This is a genomic window from Amedibacterium intestinale (genome assembly GCF_010537335.1).
GTDB classification, from domain to species: Bacteria; Bacillota_I; Bacilli_A; order Erysipelotrichales; family Erysipelotrichaceae; genus Amedibacterium; species Amedibacterium intestinale.
Window position 1 is genome coordinate 690,525 of the sequence record NZ_AP019711.1, and the last position, 21,502, is coordinate 712,026.

The 21,502-nt window shown below is 33.7% G+C and carries 22 protein-coding genes; 2 read left to right on the top strand and 20 right to left on the bottom strand.

Annotated elements, in window-relative coordinates; all coding sequences use genetic code 11:
• Positions 1–6: 6 nt before the first annotated feature.
• The 8 genes from A9CBEGH2_RS03485 to A9CBEGH2_RS03520 all read right to left on the bottom strand — a co-directional run bounded on the left by A9CBEGH2_RS03485 (position 7) and on the right by A9CBEGH2_RS03520 (position 6,071).
• Positions 7–849: a polyprenyl synthetase family protein gene (locus tag A9CBEGH2_RS03485; RefSeq protein ID WP_118360964.1), complete on the bottom strand. Its 843-nt coding sequence runs from the start codon at positions 847–849 to the stop codon at positions 7–9.
• Positions 842–1,054: an exodeoxyribonuclease VII small subunit gene (gene xseB / locus A9CBEGH2_RS03490; RefSeq protein WP_115714851.1), complete on the bottom strand. Its 213-nt coding sequence runs from the start codon at positions 1,052–1,054 to the stop codon at positions 842–844. Before xseB ends, A9CBEGH2_RS03485 begins: the two co-directional genes overlap by 8 nt.
• Complete coding sequence (gene xseA / locus A9CBEGH2_RS03495; RefSeq protein ID WP_118360966.1) at positions 1,055–2,383, bottom strand: exodeoxyribonuclease VII large subunit; 1,329 nt, start codon at positions 2,381–2,383, stop codon at positions 1,055–1,057.
• On the bottom strand, positions 2,380–2,760 hold the full coding sequence (nusB, locus tag A9CBEGH2_RS03500; protein ID WP_115714853.1) for a transcription antitermination factor NusB: 381 nt from the start codon (positions 2,758–2,760) through the stop codon (positions 2,380–2,382). The genes xseA and nusB overlap by 4 nt, the downstream gene beginning before the upstream one ends.
• Positions 2,761–2,818: 58 nt before the next feature.
• A complete protein-coding gene (locus A9CBEGH2_RS03505; protein WP_115714854.1) occupies positions 2,819–3,724 on the bottom strand; it encodes a 5'-nucleotidase in 906 nt (301 codons plus the stop codon).
• Between the two features lie 48 nt (positions 3,725–3,772).
• Positions 3,773–4,102: an Asp23/Gls24 family envelope stress response protein gene (locus tag A9CBEGH2_RS03510; protein WP_115714855.1), complete on the bottom strand. Its 330-nt coding sequence runs from the start codon at positions 4,100–4,102 to the stop codon at positions 3,773–3,775.
• Between the two features lie 300 nt (positions 4,103–4,402).
• Positions 4,403–5,095 carry an ABC transporter permease subunit gene (locus A9CBEGH2_RS03515; RefSeq protein WP_163104254.1) on the bottom strand — a complete coding sequence of 231 codons (693 nt, stop codon included), beginning with the start codon at positions 5,093–5,095 and terminating at the stop codon, positions 4,403–4,405.
• 85 nt (positions 5,096–5,180) lie between these two features.
• On the bottom strand, positions 5,181–6,071 hold the full coding sequence (locus tag A9CBEGH2_RS03520) for an ABC transporter ATP-binding protein (protein ID WP_232057326.1): 891 nt from the start codon (positions 6,069–6,071) through the stop codon (positions 5,181–5,183).
• Positions 6,072–6,211: 140 nt separating this feature from the next.
• On the opposite strand from A9CBEGH2_RS03520, the gene A9CBEGH2_RS03525 reads away from it, so the two are divergent.
• Positions 6,212–6,799, top strand: coding sequence for a TetR/AcrR family transcriptional regulator C-terminal domain-containing protein (locus A9CBEGH2_RS03525; RefSeq protein ID WP_163051453.1), 588 nt, complete (start codon positions 6,212–6,214; stop codon positions 6,797–6,799).
• Between the two features lie 152 nt (positions 6,800–6,951).
• Here the strand turns inward: A9CBEGH2_RS03525 and A9CBEGH2_RS03530 are convergent, their stop codons facing one another.
• The 12 genes from A9CBEGH2_RS03530 to A9CBEGH2_RS03585 form a co-directional block, all read right to left on the bottom strand.
• Positions 6,952–7,776 carry a zinc dependent phospholipase C family protein gene (locus tag A9CBEGH2_RS03530; RefSeq protein WP_115714859.1) on the bottom strand — a complete coding sequence of 275 codons (825 nt, stop codon included), beginning with the start codon at positions 7,774–7,776 and terminating at the stop codon, positions 6,952–6,954.
• A gap of 12 nt (positions 7,777–7,788) precedes the next feature.
• The gene (locus A9CBEGH2_RS03535; protein WP_197739455.1) at positions 7,789–9,030 is read right to left on the bottom strand and encodes an MFS transporter; all 1,242 of its coding nucleotides are present in this window, start codon (positions 9,028–9,030) and stop codon (positions 7,789–7,791) included.
• Between the two features lie 144 nt (positions 9,031–9,174).
• Positions 9,175–11,061, bottom strand: coding sequence for an FtsX-like permease family protein (locus A9CBEGH2_RS03540; protein ID WP_163104256.1), 1,887 nt, complete (start codon positions 11,059–11,061; stop codon positions 9,175–9,177).
• A 5-nt stretch (positions 11,062–11,066) separates the two neighbouring features.
• Entirely contained in the window at positions 11,067–11,819 is a 753-nt protein-coding gene (locus A9CBEGH2_RS03545; protein ID WP_115714862.1) for an ABC transporter ATP-binding protein, read from the bottom strand.
• Positions 11,820–11,916: 97 nt separating this feature from the next.
• On the bottom strand, positions 11,917–12,903 hold the full coding sequence (locus tag A9CBEGH2_RS03550; protein ID WP_158572450.1) for a sensor histidine kinase: 987 nt from the start codon (positions 12,901–12,903) through the stop codon (positions 11,917–11,919).
• A complete protein-coding gene (locus A9CBEGH2_RS03555) occupies positions 12,900–13,577 on the bottom strand; it encodes a response regulator transcription factor (RefSeq protein WP_178085853.1) in 678 nt (225 codons plus the stop codon). The genes A9CBEGH2_RS03550 and A9CBEGH2_RS03555 overlap by 4 nt, the downstream gene beginning before the upstream one ends.
• A 94-nt stretch (positions 13,578–13,671) precedes the next feature.
• A complete protein-coding gene (locus A9CBEGH2_RS03560; RefSeq protein ID WP_118276654.1) occupies positions 13,672–14,331 on the bottom strand; it encodes a TVP38/TMEM64 family protein in 660 nt (219 codons plus the stop codon).
• Positions 14,332–14,490: 159 nt separating this feature from the next.
• Positions 14,491–15,027 carry a stage III sporulation protein AH gene (locus tag A9CBEGH2_RS03565; protein ID WP_147360215.1) on the bottom strand — a complete coding sequence of 179 codons (537 nt, stop codon included), beginning with the start codon at positions 15,025–15,027 and terminating at the stop codon, positions 14,491–14,493.
• Positions 15,028–15,081: 54 nt separating this feature from the next.
• Positions 15,082–16,455, bottom strand: a complete 1,374-nt coding sequence (locus A9CBEGH2_RS03570) for a RelA/SpoT-related domain-containing protein (RefSeq protein WP_118276657.1) — start codon at positions 16,453–16,455, stop codon at positions 15,082–15,084.
• Entirely contained in the window at positions 16,436–17,389 is a 954-nt protein-coding gene (locus A9CBEGH2_RS03575; protein ID WP_115714867.1) for a bifunctional riboflavin kinase/FAD synthetase, read from the bottom strand. The genes A9CBEGH2_RS03570 and A9CBEGH2_RS03575 overlap by 20 nt, the downstream gene beginning before the upstream one ends.
• Before the next feature lie 9 nt (positions 17,390–17,398).
• Positions 17,399–18,229 (bottom strand): tRNA pseudouridine(55) synthase TruB, encoded by an 831-nt coding sequence (gene truB / locus A9CBEGH2_RS03580; protein WP_118276658.1) that lies wholly within the window; start codon positions 18,227–18,229, stop codon positions 17,399–17,401.
• Positions 18,230–18,389: 160 nt separating this feature from the next.
• Complete coding sequence (locus A9CBEGH2_RS03585) at positions 18,390–19,139, bottom strand: alpha/beta fold hydrolase (RefSeq protein ID WP_118276659.1); 750 nt, start codon at positions 19,137–19,139, stop codon at positions 18,390–18,392.
• A gap of 398 nt (positions 19,140–19,537) precedes the next feature.
• On the opposite strand from A9CBEGH2_RS03585, the gene A9CBEGH2_RS03590 reads away from it, so the two are divergent.
• Positions 19,538–21,280, top strand: a complete 1,743-nt coding sequence (locus A9CBEGH2_RS03590) for an IS1634 family transposase (RefSeq protein WP_118277053.1) — start codon at positions 19,538–19,540, stop codon at positions 21,278–21,280.
• The last annotated feature ends 222 nt before the right edge of the window (positions 21,281–21,502 follow it).

Below are 21,502 nucleotides of genomic sequence, written 5' to 3' on the forward strand. Positions count from 1 at the left end.
ACCTCTTTATTTTTTTCGATGCAGTAAAGCTACAAAGACTTCCATTAATGGTTCTTTGTTGATTTTTAGCGTATCCAGTAGGCAGAGTGCTTCTTCATAATAAGCGTTGGCCTGTGAAAGTGCATCTTCTATACCTAAAAGTGTAACATAAGTTGTTTTATTGTTATCTGCATCACTGTTGATGTTTTTACCAAGCTCTGTTTCATCGGCAGTTACATCCAAAACATCATCTTGTATCTGAAAAGATAACCCTAATAAAGAACCAATATTTTCCCATACAGGAATATCTTTTTCATTATGTGTCAAATAGGCAGCACATAAGAAAGGAAGCGTTAATAAACGACCGGTTTTATAGTAATGAATTTCTTTCATTTCTTCCAGTGTAATATCTTTTTTTGCTTCCCCTTCCAAATCCAGACACTGTCCTAACACCATACCATCTGCCCCGCTGTATCGACTTAGCAGGGAAACGATATGACAGTTTATATCTGCTTCTTCACACGCATTTGCTCCTAACACAAAAGCCTGTGTCAATAAAGCATCTCCTGCCAAAATCGCATTGGCTTCGCCATATTTGACATGACAGGTAGGTTTTCCTCTTCGAAGCGTATCATTATCCATCGCAGGCAAATCATCATGAATCAAAGAATACGTATGAATCATCTCGATGGCTGCTGCTGCCTTGTAACCGACATGCGCATTTGCGCCATACGCTTTCAACGTCGATAATAAAAGCTGTGGGCGAATTCGCTTTCCCCCTGCCATTAAAGAATAGCGCATCGCTTCTTTTACCGTAGAGTTTTTCACATCATCCAAGACAGTAGACAGATATGTTTCAAACTCAGACATTGCTGCTGTCCTCCTGATATGTCTTTAATAATTCTTCTACTTTATTTTCAAAGTTTTTCAACTGAGAATCACAGCTGTTTACCAGTTTCAAACCTTCTTCAAAAAGAGAAATTGCTTCCTCTAATTCAATTTCATTTTTTTCAAGCATTCCAATAATTTCTTCCAAGCGCTGCATGGATTGTTTAAAAGGTAGTTTTTCACTCATTTACAGCCCCTCCTTCTTTGTTACTTTTGTATGGATATATCCATCCTGCATACGAATACGCAAAGCATCCTGTTCTTCTACATCCTGAATACTTTTTACTAAATGTTCCTTACGATAAGTTAAGGTATATCCACGTGTTAATATTTTTAATGGACTAAAAGCATCTAACAGACGAACTTTTTCCATATAATTTTCATTTGCTTTTTGTTTATAATGTTCCATATTTACGAATAGAAGATTTTGTTTTTGCTTGACATCTTCCATTTTTTCTCTTTCGATTTTCTTGGCATAAAGTCCCAAATGAGAAGATAGCGAAGATAATTTCTGTGACCATGCATGTACCTGATGTTCCATGATACTTAGTTCTTTTACATGCATAGCAAGTTTCATCTGGCTATCTGCCACATAAGATAATGGATCTTTCATATAGCGATGTTCCTGCAGTGGCTTTAATGCTGCTTTTTCTTTTTCTAAACGATGTTTCATATCATTGACCAATACGGTTTTCATCTTCATGATATGCAAACCAACTTCTGAAATATTCGGTGTAATAAGTTCTGCGGCTGCTGTTGGTGTTGGTGCTCTGGCATCACTTACATAATCCACCAGTGTCGTGTCTGTTTCATGGCCAACTCCAGTTACAATGACCGTATGCATTGCATAGATACAACGTGCCAGTTTTTCATCATTAAAACACCATAAATCTTCTATAGAACCTCCACCTCTTGCCAGCAAAATGACATCATGTCCATCAGCATCTGCTCGCATTAGATTTTTTATAATATCCTCACTGGCAGAAATTCCCTGTACAAGACTTGGATAAAAACAAACTTCAGCTAATGGCCATCTTCGAGAAATCGTTGTCAGAATATCCTGTATGGCAGCACCTGTTCTAGCACTGATAACACCAATTCGCATAGGATATACAGGAAGTGATTTTTTATGGTTTGGATCAAACAGTCCTTCCATAGAAAGTTTCTTTTTTATCTGTTCCAGCTGTAAAAACAAATCGCCAAGCCCATCTGCCTGCATGCCATTTACATATAACTGTAAACTTCCGCCAGCTTCATACATAGAAACTGAAGCACTTACAATGACTTTTGTTCCCTCTTTTGGCAAGAAACGGCATCGAGATGCATAGGATGCAAACATCACACAGCTAATACGAGATTTCGCATCTTTCAAAGTAAAATACCAGTGTCCACTTCGATGATTTGTAAAGTTGCTGATTTCTCCTTTGATAAGAATTGAGCGAATATTGCTGTCGTTATCCAGTGTTTGCTTTAGATAATGAACTAAAGAAGAAACACTGAAAACATTTTGTTTCATAGACGGTCTAACACTCCATTTACAAGTTTGTATGTATCATCATCACAATAACGTTTCGCTAATGTAATAGCTTCGTTAATAACAATTGCTTTTGGTGCTGTTTCCAAATCAATTTCACAACATGCCAAAAGAAGAATTGATCTTTCTACAAACCCTAAACGCTCAAATGTCCAGCCATCACGAAGCTGTGCATCAATCTGTTTGATATAACTGTCTTTATACTTTACCGCATCAATGGTAATGGTATAAAGGAAAGGATCAATTTCATTTGTCCCAACGACATCATATACCGCCTCTCGAATATCTTTTTTCAATAATAAATGCTGATAAAGGCTCGTCATCGCCTGTTCTCTTAATTTATGTCTAACCGCTGCCATAAAAATCCTCCATTTCACTATTTTATTTTATCATAAAAGCAGTTTAAGTAATACCATTTTACTGTTTTTCATTCTTCCATGGAACCTGTGCACTAGGTACTACATTGCTTGCAGAATCCGCATGCACTTTTTGATCATCAAAGAAGATATGAGGTTCAAAAGCTTTTAACACTTCTGTTTTTGAAATACCTCCTAAAAAGAAGGCTTCATCAATACGTACATCCCATGCACGCAAAGTACGTACAACACGCTCATGTGCTGGAGCATTGCGTGCTGTAACAAGTGCGGTACGAATCGGAGAGCTTTCCGGTTCAAAACGTTTCTGTAAATCACTGATGGTCTTTAAAAACTTCGCGAAAGGTCCTTCTGGAAGTTCTTTTCGTGCATTTTGTTTTTCATTTTCTACAAACGCCTCTAATCCATCTTTTTGGAAAATACGTTCTGCTTCATCACTAAACAAAACCGCATCCCCATCAAAAGCAATACGAATCTGTTTCAATTCCTTCATTGGGTCAAAATCATAAATCGTATTCGTATAAATGCGCCCAGCCGCAAAACCACTGTTGATGGCATCCTTTACATCCCCTTCATTCGCACTTAAAAACAAATCAACACCAAACGCTTTTAAGTATGCAGAAAGCGAAGTTCCTCCACTTAATACAGCTCGTGTAATGTCCAATCCATAATGTTCGATGGATGAGAAAATTCTTAAAGAGGTATCCGGAGAATTTCTGGACATAACAAGTACTTCTACAACACGCTCTTTACTGATTTCATTTAGTTTTAATAATGCCTTTACTAACGCAAACCCACTTCCTGGACGTAAAATATCCTGTTCATGATCAATTTGCCATTTTGCATATGCATCCAAACCCTGTTCTTCAAAAATCCGATTTTCTTCATCCAAATCAAATAAGGCACGTGAACTAATTCCAATTACCAGACAATTCTTTAAACTTACCAAACAACAACACACTCCTTCCTAAAAAAAAGAAATCCGTAAGGGATTTCTTTAAAAACTAAAGCCAGATACACGGATATCAATTACATCAGGTTTATACCCGGTCATATGTTCAATATTTTCAAAGATCTTACTTTGTACTTTACTGCAGACATCCTGCACATTTACATTGTATTTGACTTTTACATCAACAGATAAAATCAGCTGATCATCCACAATTTTGCAATTCAATGGATATTTTAGCGGACTGCTTGGTTTCGCAAGCTTCAAATTTTCATCTTCCTCCACAACAATTTTCGCAATCGTTGAAAAAGCAGATGTACTAAGCGCAATCACGCCATCATTGTTTTTTTCTTTTAACGCAATATATTCCTGTGCCATAGTTTTACCACCTTCTTATGTTCATTATATCAAATAATGATAACCTTGCAAAGTGACTTCCTCAAAAATTTCTTAAGAATATGTCGTGATGATACTATCTGTATATCCTTTGTTTCATTATTCATATAATTAGGCCTGCAAGCATCCATACAGAAGATGTAGAAAGGATGATTATTAAATTTTATCTTTTCTCTCACTAAAATCAAATATAAAATTCTTTTAATTACTCTATAAAGAAAAAAGCCGTACAATTTTAAAATTAAGCACGAGCTTTTCAGTATTTAAACAAAATATTTTTATTTATAGTGGCAAATCTTTTTTCTGAAACCAAACAATACCGACAGTATATAAGCAAAAGGAAATTATCAGCATAACAATAAAATCTCCTGCATATCCACTGCCCTCAACAATTTTCTGTGTATCATATAGTGTATTCAAGGTAAAGTATTTCAAAAAATCAAGGCTGTCTGATAGTTTGATAAATAGACTGACAACAAAAAAATATAATGGAATTCCAGCTCCAAAGGTCAAAGAGTTTTTCGAACTATTGAAAATACAAGATGCACAAAAACAAATACTGCTGATTACCAAATGATAAAGAAACGCCCCTAAATTTAGTAATAAAAAGGTATCAATATCTAGTGCGTCTGGTTGAAAAGTGTTTGCTGCGATAATACCAACAATAGAAGAAATGCCCCACATGAGTGCTAAGGATAATACGAAATAAACAGCACTGGAAACAGTAATCTGTAATCTTGTTGTTGGTGTAGAAAGAAACCCTGCCATATTCCCCTTGTCAACTTTTTCAGCTATCATTCGATTGCCCACCATAATAGAATAGACCATAGGGAAAATGATTGCCATAATTGCATAAAATGAATTTGACATAAAACCAATCAATGTCCCATTCCCTTCCATGATGTGCGATACAGCTGTTCCCTTCGTAGCACTTTGAAAGCCATTTATTGTTTCGGGGGTAAATACATTTGTCATAACAATAAGAAATACACATAAAACAAGAGTAAATACCCCTTAAAACTTAGCATTTGATTTCGCAATTTGTTTAAAGTAAGGTATACTAATCATTTTTATCCCCTCCATAAAATTTCATAAAATATTCTTCCAGTGTATGTTTTTCTTCTTTCAAAAATGCAACATGACACGTTGATAAAACAGATAGCAAATGATTGATTTCACTATCATTGATAGATATGATCATTTGCTTGTGTTTTTCTTTATGTTCGGCATTTGGATATGCCTGTTTTAATTTTTCAAAACTTAAAGTATCTAAAAGTTCGATTTTATAAGTCTTGAATTGTGAATGACGCAATTCATCGACTGTGACTTCCTGAATGAGTTTTCCATTTCGTATCATACCAATTCTATCACATGTTTTTTCTACTTCATCAAAGATATGCGAAGATAATATAATCGTTTTACCATTCATTTTTTCCTGCTCGACCAATTCAATAAAGCGATTTTGCATAAGAGGGTCTAAACCGCTGGTTGGCTCATCCAATAAAAGAATATCAGGATCATGCATAAAAGCAGCGATAATACCAATTTTTTGTTTCATCCCTTTTGACATTCTTTTCATGCCTGTATTAGGATCTATCTCAAAAAAAGAAAATAATTTTTCTGCATAGGAAAAATCGTTCATCTTTCTCATCTTCGCAATTAGTTTTAAATAGGCAAGTCCTGTCATATCATCTGGAAAAGATATTTCACCAGGAAGATAGCCAACATGTCTTTGAATCTTTTTCTGTTTACTCCAGCAGTCCATCCCCTGTATATATACGCTTCCTTTTTGCGGTTTACTAAAGCCCATTAAATGACGCATCGTTGTAGATTTGCCAGCTCCATTTGGACCTAAGTATCCATAGACCTCCCCTTTTTTTATAGATAATGTAACATCAAACACACCTTTTCCTTGACCATAGTCTTTTGTAAGGTGCTGGATATCGATCATATTCAATTGAAATGCACTCCTTTCAAAAATTTATCGCTATCATTTTAATGATTTCTATACTATGTTTCAATCAACAATTAAGTACGGATTGTCTATTTTTATGTTATAATTCTAGCTATACGATATCGGAGAGGTTACTTATGGATAAACGTAATACAGAGCAGGATTTTATTAGCGCCTTTTGGCAATTATATGAAAAAAAGCCCATCGAAAAAATATCCATCAATCAGCTATGTCAAATAGCAGGATACAATCGTGCTACTTTCTATAATCATTTTGAAAATATTTATGCCTTATTTGATAAAGCTGTCTATGATATTTTATTTCCTGTTAAAAGAAATGTATTCTCATCACAAAACTTTTACAACTTATTGCAAAAAGATTTGATGGGCAGTGTACTTTTAACATATTTTCAGCAGCAGGATAAATATATTGAATTATTGTTTAAACGGCAAAATCATTATGTTCTAAGCGATAAGATTAAAAAAGAGTTTTTACTGCTTATATCTGAAAATGTAAAACCCAACACGAAAGTTTATGAAAAAATAGAAATCCTGTTAGAATATCAGATTTCTGCAGTGTTAGGTGTCATTAATTACTGGTATCAAAAAGGAAAGCTTATTTCAGAACAAGACATTCTTCAGAAAATATATGATATTTCTACAAAAGGAGTTTTAACTTCTCTTAAAACAGAATTACAGAGTATTTATGAAGATAGCAAAGCATAGTCTAGTTTATTTATCTTCTTCGTCGTAAATAGAAAAAGCCCTGTCAAGAGTCTAGCACCATAAATGGTATTTCGTACTCTAGATTTGGGCTTTTTATTTTCTAAACTTTTCATAAAGATGGAAAAGGTATTACTATATTGTTGCGGTATAAGTTATTTCACATCAGGAATCTCATATTCTTCCAGTGTTTCAAAGTTGCGGTAAAAACGTGGAGATAATTCTGCTTTATCCTGTATAACTTCATAAATGTTTTTTAGTAAAGAAACTGCTAGAGGAACACTTTCATGCAGTTTTTTATATAGATAGGCATTGCTTTCATCACAGCGCTTATCATCTTCACTTTGTAAAAGAAGTCCACCCATATCATCAAAGTGACCAATCATTTTAAAGACTTTTACAAAAAGTTTTTCTTTCCATAAGTATGGTGTATATAACAACCGTTTTTCTCTTCGCATTTCTTTTAATACTTTTTGTGCGGAGGTTTCATCCAATGTTTCATAAAATACAGACATTGCTTTTGCTGTCTGCATATCTGTTGGAATAATGTTTGAAATATCTGTATGAATAGGATCGATTCCATCTTTTCGCATCATATATTTCTCAAATTCACTTTCTAAAAACAAATGTCCCAGATTTCTTGGCTCAATGTATGCATCAATGTAAGGGTGGCATTCACTGTCTAATGTAAAATGACAGAGAAAACCTAAAAGATAGGCAAACTCTTTGCTGTTGACGCCTTCTTTTTTAACATGATGCATTGTTTTTTGAAGAAAGCTGGCACAAGATTCTCGATGCATGCGACTTCCCTCTTTTTTTACATCATTGGAAGCATAAGGGCGATGATAAAACAAAGGATCTGGCCCTTGTAAACCAATACGAAATGCGGATGGATAAGTTTTAATAATATCTTGTATCTCTTTAGGAAGCTGTTTCGAAACAAGTTTCCCAAAAGTATCGTGAGCATAAATTGCAGGCATAAAATCTCTCCTTTATTTTTTCTGATTGATATGGTCTGCCTTTGTAAACAGGAAAAATCCAATGATGAACATGACAGTTAAAATAAAGATACCACCATTTGCCTGTCCTGTAATCTGTGCAAATACACCTACAAGAAAAGTTCCTAAAAAAGATGCTCCTTTACCGCAAATATCATATAAGCCAAAATATTCTCCGCTTTTTTCTGCAGGAATGATTTTCGCAAAATAAGATCTTGACAATGCCTGAACCCCACCTTGAAACATTCCAACAAATACCGCAAGAACCCAGAACTCCCATTGGGTATCTAAGCCAATCGCAAAAACAGAAATTAGCGTATAAGCGACAATACAGATTTTTACCAGTTTTCCTGTATTTACTTTTTTTGATAAATACGAAAAGTATAAAGATGCAGGAAAGGCAACGATTTGTGTTACAAGCAGTGCCAGCAGCAAACCTTCTGTGTTTAAGCCCAATGCACTTCCATAGGCGGTTGCCATATCAATAATTGTGTAAACACCATCAATATAAAAGAAGAATGCCAATAAGAAAAGTAAAATGCCTTTATTGTTTTTAATTTCGGATAAAGAATGTCCTAAACGCTGAAAACTTGTTTTTATGATATCTTCATGATGCTCTACATGATGTTTTTGTTCATAGTTTTTTAATAATGGAATGGTTACCAAAAACCACCATGCCGCATTGATCAAAAATGCAATCGCCATTGCCATTGTAATCGTAATACCAATATTTTCATAAAAAAGTACAAGTACAAGGGATAGCACAAAAGGAATACAGCTTCCTAAATATCCCCATGCATAGCCATGAGAAGAGACCATATCCATACGATCTGTACTCGTAACATCTGGCAACATAGAATCATAAAAAATAAGACTTGCATTGTATCCAATTTTCGCAATAACAAATACTGCTAAAAATCCAATCCATGTTGCAGGAAGCGACAATGCTGCACAGCCAATGACACCTAACATCATTGATAAAGTAAAAATTGGCTTTTTAAATCCTTTATTATCCGCAATTGTTCCAAGTACAGGACCAACAAGTGCGATAAGAATGGTACAAAAACTTGCGGCATAACCCCAAGTCGCAAGATAATCTACACTGGAAATTCCCTGTGCTTCTGCCAGTGAGTTATAATAAATAGGAATAATCGTAGATACCAGCAATATAAATGCAGAATTGCCTACATCATACAGTACCCAGTATTTTTCCAGTTTTGTAAGTTTTGTTTTCATCATACAAAGTTCCTTCCTTTAAAATTACATACGTAAATACTATACACTATTTTTTTAAATTTCATCATATAAAATTGTTAAAATATGGTTTCCTTTATGAAAAAAAGGAATAGAACGGTATGTCTATCCCTAATTTTATAAATATTATAATCGTAATTGCTTTTGATACAAATAGTTGGATACAAGATAACAAAGGAAGAAGAAAGCATAGATGATAAGTGCACTTATCACATTTACAGAAAGCAAGGAAGATGCCTGCATCAAATTTCCAATAGCCTTTACCGAGAAATAAGAAGATATGCTCATAACAAACAAAGTAGATACATACGAAAATGCAAGTTCCTTGGCAATTGATTTTTTTAAAGCCTTATGACTGATACCTATTTTTTTCAAAATATCATATCGTTCTTTTTCATCAAATGTATCGTTGTATAATTTCATAAACAGAATGCTTCCGCTGGCAAAGACAAATACCATGAACACAAAGATAGAAACACTATATAAAATTTTTATCCATTTGATATCTTCTCTGTTTGGATCAATTTTCACAAGTCCATGACAGTGTGGATTAGCCTGCAGGCTTTCTACACTGGCTGCAAAGTTTTCTGGCTGTTTGATCTTATAATTGTACATGTAGAACGATTGTCCAAGAGGTTTCATCTGTTTATAAACTTCATCATTCACAATCATATAATCCATATTTTCCTGCAGATATCCAAGATAAGGAGTAGCTGTTTTTTTGATGGATGTATAATCAATGCCATTGATTGTCTCTTTTCTTGTAATCGAATCATTTGTCAAAGACATTAAGTATATGTGATGAAGTTCTATATACTCGTCATTGGATGGCATAGGAAGTGCAAATTCCATATTCGTGTCTTTTGCCAATGTTTTTATCTGTGAATACGGTATAACGGCAACTGGAGTTGAATACGTAGTATTTGTATATTTCTTATCGATTACATTTACCTCAACAGCAGATGCATAAGTTACTGTGTTTTGTTTTTCGATATCCTTTTTAAATTCTTCTTTACGTCCTGTACGATCGCTTAAGATTTGAAAGGTATACGTATTTTCAAAGTGAACCATACTGTTGTATCTGTTTTTCATCGCAAAGCCAAAAGCTAAGGCTGTTATGGAACATAGCATCAATACACATACGATTGCCAAGGTACGATAATTCTTTTTCATACGAAAAACAATAGAGTTGATCCACAGGGTTCTTTCTTTTTTATAAAGAAATCTTTTTCTTTTCGTTAATGCCTGTATACATAAAGGCAAAAAACCTCCAAAGATAAAATAAATACCAATGACTACAAAAATAACAGCAGTTAATACATTAAACATGACTTCCATACCTGCATCTTTTGTCGCAAGATAAAATCCTGCTGCCATAAAACCAATACCAAAGATTGCCTTTATAAGTAAAATGAAGATATTCTGTTTTACATATTCGTTTTGTCGATTGGCATTCAGCATACTTAATACACTGCTTCTAACAATATTGATATAGCCCTTCCCTACAAAAATCATATACATCACAAGAAAAATAAGAGAAGTAGAAAGTACAGAGCTTAAGGAGATGGAAAAATGAATATCTATAGCTATACTGGATATAGCCATCAAGATCATCACAAACAGCTGTGAAGTTAAAATACCAAAAATAATACCAAGCAATAAAGAAACACATCCAATCAACATTGTTTCTATCATATACAATTTTCCTATTTTTTGATTGGAAAGTCCCATAAATGCATAAATACCAATTTCCTTTTTTCTTTTTGTTAGAAATACGTTGGTAGAATACCATATAAAGAAAAACATAAAACAGCCAATCACAAAGGACAGTACCTGAATACATATTTCAATGTTTCTGGCATTGGTTTCTCCCAGCTGATTCAATATGCCGCTGTTAAGCAAGCTGCTGAAATTATATAAAACAAGAATGGTAAATGCTAAAGAAAGAATGAGGGATACATAACTTCGAAAACTGGATTTAAAATTTTGAACTGCCAGTGAAAACATACGCATCGCAATCACTCTCCCATAGAAGCCTGCATCTCAATGATGCGATCATAAAACTCTTTTCGATCATTTCCCTTGCTGAGCTTGCATGTAATAGAACCATCCTTAAGAATATAAACATCTTTTGCATAAGAAGCACTAAATGCATCATGGGTTACCATAAGAATCGTTGCTTTTTGTGCATCATTTACCATTTTTAAACATTCCATCAAATCATGACTTGCCTTTGAATCCAAAGCACCGGTTGGCTCATCCGCAAAAAGAATCTTGGGATCACTTATCAATGCTCTGCAAGCTGCCCCTCTTTGTTTTTGTCCTCCAGATAGCTGGTATGGATATTTTTTTAAATGTTCTTCCAAACCAAACATAGCAGCCAATTCCTTTGTTTTCTGTATGCATGTGCTGCTTGCTACTCCATTTAAAGATAAAGGAAGTGCGATATTATCCTGCAGTGTCATGGTATCCAGTAAATTATAGTCCTGAAAAATAAAACCAATTTTATCTTTTCTTATATTTGATAATTCCTTATTTCCCGCCTTTGTAATATCCATGCCATCAAGCAAGATAGTTCCATGTGTTGGTTTATCAATAGTAGAAAGCATATTTAATAAGGTTGTCTTCCCTGAACCACTTGGCCCCATGATAGCGATAAAATCATTTTTAAAAATCGTTAAATCAATTCCTTTTAATACTTTTGTCTGAAATCCTCTTGCACCATAGCTTTTCACAAGATTTTTTATTTCAACTACTTTATTCTCTTTCATTGTAATTCCTCCTTACACCTACAGTATAAATGAGCACGCTTATAGAAACCTTACACCAGCATTACAACCTTAATGTCTAGCTTACATTTATGCAACGTTAAAGAAGAAAGTAGTCTTTGTTTTCATGAAAGGTTATAGAAAATCTTGTATAGTTTCCGAATTCACTTTCTACTTGGATCTCATGTCCCAGTTTTTTCATAATTAACATGACCATATACAGCCCCATACCTGTAGATTTGTATTTCCCATTATGATGATTATTACCGGTATAGCCTTTTTCAAATATTCTTCGAATATCAACATCTTGAATTCCTTCTCCATGATCTTCAAAGAATAAGATTGTCGTATTTTCCCTGTTTTCTGTCCAAATATGAATTTCATGACGATTTTTCGCATATTTTATCGCATTGCTCATAAGCTGATCCAATACATAAACAAGCCATTCCTTATCGGAATAGACACATGCATCCTGTATTTCAACAAAGATATCAAAATGATTCTGTATCAAAAAGAAACGATTGTTTTTAATCGAGGTTTGTACACAGTCTTTTACATCAACTTTCTTTATCTGCAAATCATACAAACTGCTTTGTACTTTACAGCCAACTAAAGCTGCGTTTAAAAGCTGATTCATACGTTCCAGCTGTTCTTTTATTTGCTGTTTTAAAACTGCATCTTCCATTTTTTCATTCATTAATAAACACGCAGATAAAGGGATTTTTATTTCATGGCACCATTTGGTTATGTAATCTTGCAGATCCTGCTGATTCTCTATTTCTTTGTGGATTTGTGCTTCATACACATTTCCATCATGCAAGGCAATATCAATGTTTTCAAATTCTTCCATTTCTTTTGCGATAACATAATCCTCTGTTAAAAGTTTTTGTTTTTTTATCTGTTGTTTATAAAAGAAGTAACCATCGATCGTAAAAAAGATACCCAGACAAACAGCAAGCAGTATATCTAGATAGATAAGATAATGCAACTGCATATTAGGTATTAGAAAAATATAATAAAGATTAAAGAAAAGAAAAAGCAGAACAAGGACTAGAAGATAGCCGGCATGTTTCCTTATGTATCTCATGCGATAAAATACCCCTGCCCTTTCTTTGTATGTATGACATCTTCTTTGCATATATCTTTTAGCTTTGTTCGTAGTCTAGATATCACAACATTTAATGTATTATCGGAAATAAATTCATTTGTATTCCATAAAGCATCCATAAGCGCATCTCTAGCCACAATAGAAGGTTTATGCTGTGCCAAAACAGATAAAACAATATTTTCTGATTTCGTTAATTCCAGTTTTTTCTGCTTGTAATATAAAGAACTTGTACTGCTTTCAAAATATAAATCGGTATGTAAATAAATTTTATGTTCTACTTTATACTGGTAGGTTCTTCTAAGGATTGCCTCTATTTTTGCCTTTAACAATTCTAAATGAAATGGCTTTTCTACATAGTCATCTCCACCTTGTGCGATTGCCATGATCTTATCTTTATCATCGCTTCGGCTGCTGATAAATAAAACAGGAACATTAGAAGATTCTCGTATTTTAAAGCACCAGTAAAAGCCATCATAAAAAGGAAGGTTTATATCCATAAGAACAAGCTTTGGAGCATATAAAGACATCTCTTCTATAAGATTATCAAATTGTTTGGCACATACTGCCATATACCCCCATTTAGATAAAAACTCCTGCAGTTCTCTAGCTAACACAACATCATCTTCGACAATCAATATACGAATGTTTTCCATGCTTTCACCTCAATTGCTATTATAAAACACCTCCATGTTTTTTCAATACATAAAGGATAACATTACAAAAATGTGAGGTAGAATGTTACATTGATCAGGCATTGCTTTTCTTTACACTATAGCGATAATATATCCCTCCAAGTATGACCATGGCAATTGTAAGAAGCAATACAATAAGCGCAGAAATGATATCTCCTTCTTTTAAAGAGGCAGACAAATACGTAGAAGTAAGAATGCTTGGAATTCTTCCCAGTGTTGTCATGATCAGCCATCGTACAAGGTTTATATTCCCAAGACTTGCTACATATGTCAAAATATCTTTTGGACTGCCTGGAACAAGAAAAATTAAAAATATCCAAAACTTGCTTTTGTTTTTTGAAAGCATTTGCTCAACTTCCTGTACTTTTTCTTTACTGAAAAACAAATTAATGATTTTATGTTTAAAAAACTTTACAAGATAATAAACAAAGAAAGTACCAAGACAAGAACCAGCTAAACAAAGCAATGTTCCATAGAAATTTCCAAATAAAAACCCACTTGCCAGCTCCAGCGGTTCCCCTGGAAACAAGGCAAAAACAACCTGAAGCATAATGAAAAGAATCATTGTAATGGATTTTAAAAAGAAAGGAAGTTTTTCTACCTGCTGTAATACCTGCTTAAAATCTATAAAGCGTAGACCATAAATCGTGACTCCCAGAATACACAGAATTACGATGATTTGCAACGTTCTTTTTCTGCTTATTATTTTATTCATACTACTAGCCTCTTTCCTGTTTATTATAAGAAATAAAAATAAACCAAAAGAGGATACAATTCTTATAAGATTCTTAATAAAAAATAACACTTTATTTAACTTATGCGTATATAAAAAGCAGAAGGTCTTTTATTTTAAGTTGCCATCTGCCATTTATTTTTATGCATCTTTAAAAACAACTTCGATAAAATATGCATCTTTTGTAATGCTGTAGGCTGCATTCATTGCTTTTTTCGCATTTTCCATGTTGTTTTCCATGTTAAATACATTTATGATACAGTTTTTATCAGTAATTTCAACAGCGCTTTTTATGTTTTGCTGTTTTAATGCTTCCACTATTTTTTTCTGCAGTTCTTTCGCATCTTTGATGGATTCCATTTTTGCTACTGCATTTTGCTTGTCCTCGCTTGATGTATTGTCTTTTGAAACGATAGTTTCCTGCTTGTGGATTTCTTCATCCTCTTTTTTTTCGATTTCTTCCTGCAGTGCAAGTACCTCATCTGTGTTCTTTTCTTCTGTTTCTTTCGTGTTTTCTTTGTTCTCTTCTTTGTTTTCTTCTTCCATCATTGCTTCACTTTGTGCTTTTCCATCTTGTGTCATAACGCTCATATTATCATTGGGCAGCGTAACATAATATACACTTAACATGAGAATCAAAGAAAACATCGTTAAAAAAGCCAGTGCCTGTTTATTCATAAATAAAAGTCCTCCTTGCCTGCTAAAGCATATGCAAAAAGGACTTTTTGTATGTCAATCTACAAATATTTTTCTTAAACGATGCAGCCATTCATCATAGTATGCACTTTGATACTGCATAAAATCAGAGTAGGATATCACACGCTTTTCCAGCTCTTCAACAAAAACAACAAACGCTTTGTTGATCGCAAGCATATGTTTGTCATAAATGATTTCAATTGTACCAATTTCTGTTAAAGATGCAGCCAGCATTTTCGCCAGTTCATCATGCAAAAGACTGCTTTGCTCCATCGAAAGTTTTACAAAACTTGTATTTAGCCAGTAATTATCGACAAGATAATTTTTAATTACATTTAAAAACAAAGTAAAGTCTTCAAAGTTATTCCCTGGTTCAATAGAAAACAACATCTTAAAGAAGATAAACCAGTCATAGTCTGTATTGATAACAGAAATCAAATAGGTTCCAAGGGTATGTACAAAAATATCTGGCGAATAAAAATTATCACTAACCTCGATTTCACTTTCAAAATCCATTTTTGTTGAATTTAATTTCTTGAAAGTTTTAAACAAGGCTGAGATTCGATCGTTGCTGACCCCTCCATAGCGTATATCTTTTATAAATAAATAATGCCCTAAAATCGTTGAAGTATTTTTTAAATTCAAGGTAAACCCCAAAGATTCATACATCTTTTGAGCAAACAAATCATTGATAGCCTTTGAAATCTGTCTTTCAAAACTGCTTTCACTAATGATTTTCCCATCTTTGGAATCTTCCTGCATTTGATCATAAATGATGTTCAGCTGACGATCAGTAATCGTTAAATTTGCTTTGATACTTGCCAGTAAGTCTTTCATAAAATCATCGTATACATAATAATTTGTATTTTTGTAAACAAGTTTATGTTCAATATCACCCCAGAAAGAATGTACCAGTGCTTTTATTTGTAGTTCTATGTTAACTCTTTGTCCATCTTTAAGAAAATATCCATCTATACGATAAATGGAAAAACCATTTTTTTGTATTTGCGGCTGTCTTGAGCCATGTTCCAGATGAAAGTTTGGAAAATCAGGATGAAAATAATACCCATCTTCCCCTTTTACATTCATAACTTTGCGAAGATGTGTCAAAACTTTAAATTCATCTTCTATGAATCGGCATTCGATAATAAATCCAACAAGATCGCTTAGTGTATCTAAAATATCCTGGGCGCTGTCATATTTCACATATAAACGATTGCGTATAATTTTCTCACGCAAACTATCTTTTGTCTTTACACGTGAATTTAAACCAACAACCATATCATTACAGCCTGCCAGCAATTGTTTTAATACAGCATGTAACTCGTGTTTTACTTCATGATGGAAAGCCTCTTTTTTTTCTAGTAAATCTAAAGTTTCTTCAATTGTATCAAATACCTGCAGTCGCATATTTGCCACTCCCTTGCTTAAAATATTGTTTTGTAGCATGCAAATCTTTTCGCAATTGTTCGCATAGTTCATTTACATCGCTAAATTTTTTCTCTGCTCGAATAAAGGAAAGAAAACGATAACGTACCTGTTCTCCATAGATATCTTCATCAAAATTTAAAATATGTGCTTCAATGGAGATTTCTTTTTGAAAGTTATAGGTCGGATTATGTCCGATGTTGATCATTGCCTGATGCCATGTCCCCTTAACATAAACCTCACCGATATAAACACCTCCACCCAAAGGAAGGTAATGGTCACATACTTCTAGATTTGCAGTAGGAAATCCATGTTTTCTCCCCTGACAGCGTCCTTTTCGAATGATTCCACGAATTTCATAGGCTCTGCCTAAAAACTCATTGGCTTTTTCAATGTTTCCCGATGTAAGCAGTTCTTCAATTCTTGTGGAACTGATTTTTTTATCATCACTGCTTACTTCCTCGATAACCTCTACTTGAAAAACATCTTGTTTCTTTAAAGTATGAACATCTCCAAGACCTTTGTTTCCATAGTGATAATCAAACCCGCATACCAATGTTTTTAAATGCAGGCAGTTTAGTACACGTTCATGAAATTCTTCCACGCTTAAATGGGCAAGTTCTCTGTCAAAATGTAAAATGATCCAGTAATCAAGCCCCATTTCTTCTCCCAATTCAATACGATGTTTCATTGGTGTGATATGAGGAATATTTTCTAAATGCTTCAAGACGACCCAGGGATCGGGAGAAAAGGTAATTAAAGCCTTTTTTGTATGATCACTGCTTGCAAGTTCCATTACTTTTTTGATAAGTTTTTGATGTCCTAAATGTAGACCATCAAAATAACCGATACATGCAGTAATTTCTTCTTTTGGCTGTTTAAACTTTTCATGTAAGTTAAAATGCAATACCTTCATAAATTTCACCTACCATAAACCGCGTACGCAGCCAAACACATCGCCATGTTCACGACGATAAATTGCCAAAGCTTCTTCTTGGTGAGTAAGCAAAACCTCATCCGCTTCACAATTCAAATGCACTTTTCTGCCATTCACAACATCTTTTGTATCCGATATCTTTATCTCTTTATAATGAGATAAAACCTCTTTAACAGGATGAAGAATATAATTTCCTTCTTCTACATCTTTTATCGTAACACAGTCCTCTAATGTAAAACGTCCTACTTTTGTACGAATCAAAGAACTCATACATCCAAAATTGTTTGTCTTTTCCGCAATATCATGACATAAAGATCGAACATATGTCCCACTGCTGCAGCTTACACGAAAACAAAGTTCTTTTTCATCCAAGGCTTCAATATCATATATCGTAATTGTACGAACAGGACGTTCTACCTCCTGATTGGCACGAGCATATTCATACAGTTTTTTTCCATTTACCTTGATACTGGAAATCATTGGAGGAAGCTGTTTAATTTCTCCTTTAAATGTATCCAGCACGGACTGGAAATCAGAAATTGGTGTGATTGCTTTTTCTTCCAGCACTTCTTCCCATATATCATCACTGATTGTTTTTTTTCCTAAAACCATTTTCGCAATATATTCTTTATCTGTATCTTCAAGAAAAGGAAGGACTTTGCAGGCTTTTCCAACCATAACAAGCAAAACACCACTAGCCTGTGGATCTAATGTTCCACTATGTCCAATACGTTTTATATGTAAAATTTTACGCAATTTATTTACAACATCATGAGATGTCATACCTGTTTCTTTATTTATAAGTAAAATACCATCCATGTAATCACCTCATCCATTATAGCATACTTTCTATAAAATACGATGTATGAATACCTTATAAAATTATATAGATAGGTTTCTATATAGAATATTGGAATTTTAAAATGTTTTGTATATAGAAAATGCGATTAGTCCATAGACTAAACGCATAGTTCTTTCATCATTTTAAAAACGCAAGTACGATCTCTGCAAACTTCTCTGCATTGCTTGCAATTGCAGGATGTTTTCCAGTACAAAACATATGAATGCTAGAATGTTTTAACAGCTTTTTCATTTCCATATATTCTTTTAACATATCTTTTCGACACATATCATCCTCAAGACTTCCTGTAAATAGAATAGGAACCGCTAAATATTCCAATGGTTTAGAAAATAAAGAAATGTGTTTTTCTGCACATGCAACAAGTGCCTGTGTGTTAAGATCGACTACTGTTTCCCAATCCTCGCCTTGACACCATTCATAAAACTGTTTTGCGAATGTATCATGTTTTGCATATTCACGTTCTTTTTTTAGGTCTTCTGAAAAAGTTGAATGCAAGGTTCTGCAATCAAAACTATCCGCAATCACTTTTTCTATAAGGTCTGGACGTTCTAAGGCTGTATTGATTCCAACCCAGGCACCACCACTTGTTCCTAACAGATTAACTTTCTTTAAATGTAAGTGTTCAATAAGCGCAATCACTTGTTGTGCTTGTGAAATCCACAAGTCTGCTGGAAATTTATCTACTCTATCGGATTTTCCATTTCCTAAAAAATCTATTAAAATTACTTGAAAATGTTCCTGATAGAGTGGCAGCAGCATTTCAAACATAGTGGAAGAAGCGCTATCTCCATGCAGTAAAATAAGTGGTTTTCCATGTCCTGTTTCCCTGTAGAATATTCTTTTTGACTGATAATTAAAATATGACATAATTTTGCCTCCTAATCAATGGTATTCATATCGTTTGATTAGCAAGGCGTAACAGCACGAATACACCTTGCTATTACAAAGTTACAAAAATACCCATATCCTTATCCTCCTTTCTTTTCATCTTTCTCGTTCATATTTTCTCTTTCAAATTCCAATCCTTACACTTATTATAGCACTTTTTTAAATTTCATTTTTTCATCTTTTTTTTCGAAAATAAAACGCTAGAAACAAAACAAATATATACTGCTTCATTTTCGGGAGTTTGACACATATAAAATTTCATAAATTTACTATGGCGCTTTAAACAGGCGCTTTTCTTATACTTTTTTTGTCAAATTTTATGTTCTATTATGTGCTATATTGTGCTATATGTGTTATTATTATATTGGGTGATGAATATGTACGTTGCAATCAATGGCACTGGCAATTCCAAAAGCATTTATATTATGAGTTCTTATCGCAAAAACAATGGTAAAACTTCTAGTCGCATTTTTAGAAAGCTTGGTCGATTAAATGACCTGCTTCCTCAATTTGATAATAATGAAGAAAAATTATTGGAATGGGCTCGTTCTGAAGCTAAAAAGGACACTTTATCCCATCAACAGGATACTGCACCTGTTCTCATACCTTTCTCTAGCGACAAAAAAATCAAAAAAAATGAAGTTTTGTTATTTAATGTTGGCTACCTATTCCTTCAATCCATCTGTTCCAATCTTCATTTTGACAATATTTGTCGTAATATTAAGAATCATCATAAATTCGAATATGATATCCATCGCATCCTCTGCGATCTTGTCTACGCTCGTGTTCTATATCCTTCCAGTAAACGCTCTTCTTTCTCTTTCGCTCATTCTCTGCTGGAACAGCCAAAGTATAAATTACAGGATATCTATCGTTCCTTATCTATATTGGCCGAGGAATCTGATTACATACAGGCGGAAGTTTATCGAAATTCTAACTTTCTTCATAAAAGAAACACAAAAGTTCTTTATTATGACTGTACGAACTATTACTTTGAAATCGAACAAGAAGATGAACTTAAAAAATACGGAAAAAGCAAAGAACATCGTCCAAATCCTATCGTAGGCATGGGGTTATTCATGGATGGAGATGGTTTCCCTTTAGCTTTTGATATCTTTCCCGGAAATCAAAACGAACAGAAATCCTTGAAACCATTAGAACATAAAGTTATTCAGGATTTCGACTGTTCCGAATTCATCTACTGCTCAGACAGTGGACTGGCATCACAGAATAACAAACTGTTCAATGATATAGGAGGAAGATCCTATGTCATTACACAGTCATTAAAAAAATTAAAGAAAGAAGATAGAGATATCGCTTTAAATACGAAACAATATCGAAAAGTAGGAAGCAGCACATTCATTGATTTGAAAGATCTTGATGAAAATGACCCAGAGGTATATGAATCCATCTATTATAAAGAAGTACCTATAGAATCTAAAAAGATATCGGAAACTCTTATCGTTACCTATTCTCCAAAATATAAAGCTTATCAGGAAAAGATAAGACAAGGGCAGATAGACAGAGCAAAAAACATGATAAGTAAAAATGGAAAAATCAAAAAGAATAGAAAAAATCCGAATGATCCAAGCAGATTTACAAAGAGGACTTCCATCACAGCGAATGGAGAAGTAGCAGAAGAAGAAATCTACGAAATCGATCAGGAGGCTATAGATAAAGAAGCAATGTATGATGGTTTCTATGCGGTAAGCACAGATATGGAAGGTGATGTAGCGGAGATCATCGCTATCAACAAACGCAGATGGCAGATCGAAGAGTGCTTTAGAATAATGAAAACGGATTTTGATGCACGACCAATCTATCTGCAAAGAGAAGACAGGATCAAAGCGCATTTCCTGATTTGTTTCTTGTCCCTTCTGATATATCGAATATTAGAATATAAATTAGAGAAAAAATATACATCTGAACAAATAATAGATACATTGAGAAAGATGAACGTAACAAAATTAAAAGAAGGATTAGGATATATACCTTCTTACACACGAACAGATTTAACAGATTTACTGCATGAGTTGTTTGGTTTTGAAACAGACAGAGAAATAATAAAACGATCCACAATGAGAAATATTATCAAATACACAAAAGAACATCATATATAGCACAATTCGTTACAAAGACAAAAAGTGCAAAAAAGCTTAATTCTAAAGTCTTTAATGCACTTTTTTCGCTTTCTAACTGTCAAAGACGAGATTATAGCACTTTTTTAAATTTCATTTTTTCATCTTTTTTTTCGAAAATAAAACGCTAGAAACAAAACAAATATATACTGCTTCATTTTCATAAAATCATGATATAATAAAGCAGATTTTATAAAGGAAGTG

What these genes read in the sequence shown, in the direction of transcription:
- A9CBEGH2_RS03485 (WP_118360964.1), bottom strand. Translation starts at nt 849, where the DNA reads ATGTCTGAGTTTGAAACATATCTGTCTACTGTCTTGGATGATGTGAAA.
- xseB (WP_115714851.1), bottom strand. Translation starts at nt 1,054, where the DNA reads ATGAGTGAAAAACTACCTTTTAAACAATCCATGCAGCGCTTGGAAGAA.
- xseA (WP_118360966.1), bottom strand. Translation starts at nt 2,383, where the DNA reads ATGAAACAAAATGTTTTCAGTGTTTCTTCTTTAGTTCATTATCTAAAG.
- nusB (WP_115714853.1), bottom strand. Translation starts at nt 2,760, where the DNA reads ATGGCAGCGGTTAGACATAAATTAAGAGAACAGGCGATGACGAGCCTT.
- A9CBEGH2_RS03510 (WP_115714855.1), bottom strand. Translation starts at nt 4,102, where the DNA reads ATGGCACAGGAATATATTGCGTTAAAAGAAAAAAACAATGATGGCGTG.
- A9CBEGH2_RS03515 (WP_163104254.1), bottom strand. Translation starts at nt 5,095, where the DNA reads ATGACAAATGTATTTACCCCCGAAACAATAAATGGCTTTCAAAGTGCT.
- A9CBEGH2_RS03520 (WP_232057326.1), bottom strand. Translation starts at nt 6,071, where the DNA reads ATGATCGATATCCAGCACCTTACAAAAGACTATGGTCAAGGAAAAGGT.
- A9CBEGH2_RS03525 (WP_163051453.1), top strand. Translation starts at nt 6,212, where the DNA reads ATGGATAAACGTAATACAGAGCAGGATTTTATTAGCGCCTTTTGGCAA.
- A9CBEGH2_RS03530 (WP_115714859.1), bottom strand. Translation starts at nt 7,776, where the DNA reads ATGCCTGCAATTTATGCTCACGATACTTTTGGGAAACTTGTTTCGAAA.
- A9CBEGH2_RS03535 (WP_197739455.1), bottom strand. Translation starts at nt 9,030, where the DNA reads ATGAAAACAAAACTTACAAAACTGGAAAAATACTGGGTACTGTATGAT.
- A9CBEGH2_RS03540 (WP_163104256.1), bottom strand. Translation starts at nt 11,061, where the DNA reads ATGCGTATGTTTTCACTGGCAGTTCAAAATTTTAAATCCAGTTTTCGA.
- A9CBEGH2_RS03545 (WP_115714862.1), bottom strand. Translation starts at nt 11,819, where the DNA reads ATGAAAGAGAATAAAGTAGTTGAAATAAAAAATCTTGTGAAAAGCTAT.
- A9CBEGH2_RS03550 (WP_158572450.1), bottom strand. Translation starts at nt 12,903, where the DNA reads ATGAGATACATAAGGAAACATGCCGGCTATCTTCTAGTCCTTGTTCTG.
- A9CBEGH2_RS03555 (WP_178085853.1), bottom strand. Translation starts at nt 13,577, where the DNA reads ATGGAAAACATTCGTATATTGATTGTCGAAGATGATGTTGTGTTAGCT.
- A9CBEGH2_RS03560 (WP_118276654.1), bottom strand. Translation starts at nt 14,331, where the DNA reads ATGAATAAAATAATAAGCAGAAAAAGAACGTTGCAAATCATCGTAATT.
- A9CBEGH2_RS03565 (WP_147360215.1), bottom strand. Translation starts at nt 15,027, where the DNA reads ATGAATAAACAGGCACTGGCTTTTTTAACGATGTTTTCTTTGATTCTC.
- A9CBEGH2_RS03570 (WP_118276657.1), bottom strand. Translation starts at nt 16,455, where the DNA reads ATGCGACTGCAGGTATTTGATACAATTGAAGAAACTTTAGATTTACTA.
- A9CBEGH2_RS03575 (WP_115714867.1), bottom strand. Translation starts at nt 17,389, where the DNA reads ATGAAGGTATTGCATTTTAACTTACATGAAAAGTTTAAACAGCCAAAA.
- truB (WP_118276658.1), bottom strand. Translation starts at nt 18,229, where the DNA reads ATGGATGGTATTTTACTTATAAATAAAGAAACAGGTATGACATCTCAT.
- A9CBEGH2_RS03585 (WP_118276659.1), bottom strand. Translation starts at nt 19,139, where the DNA reads ATGTCATATTTTAATTATCAGTCAAAAAGAATATTCTACAGGGAAACA.
- A9CBEGH2_RS03590 (WP_118277053.1), top strand. Translation starts at nt 19,538, where the DNA reads ATGTACGTTGCAATCAATGGCACTGGCAATTCCAAAAGCATTTATATT.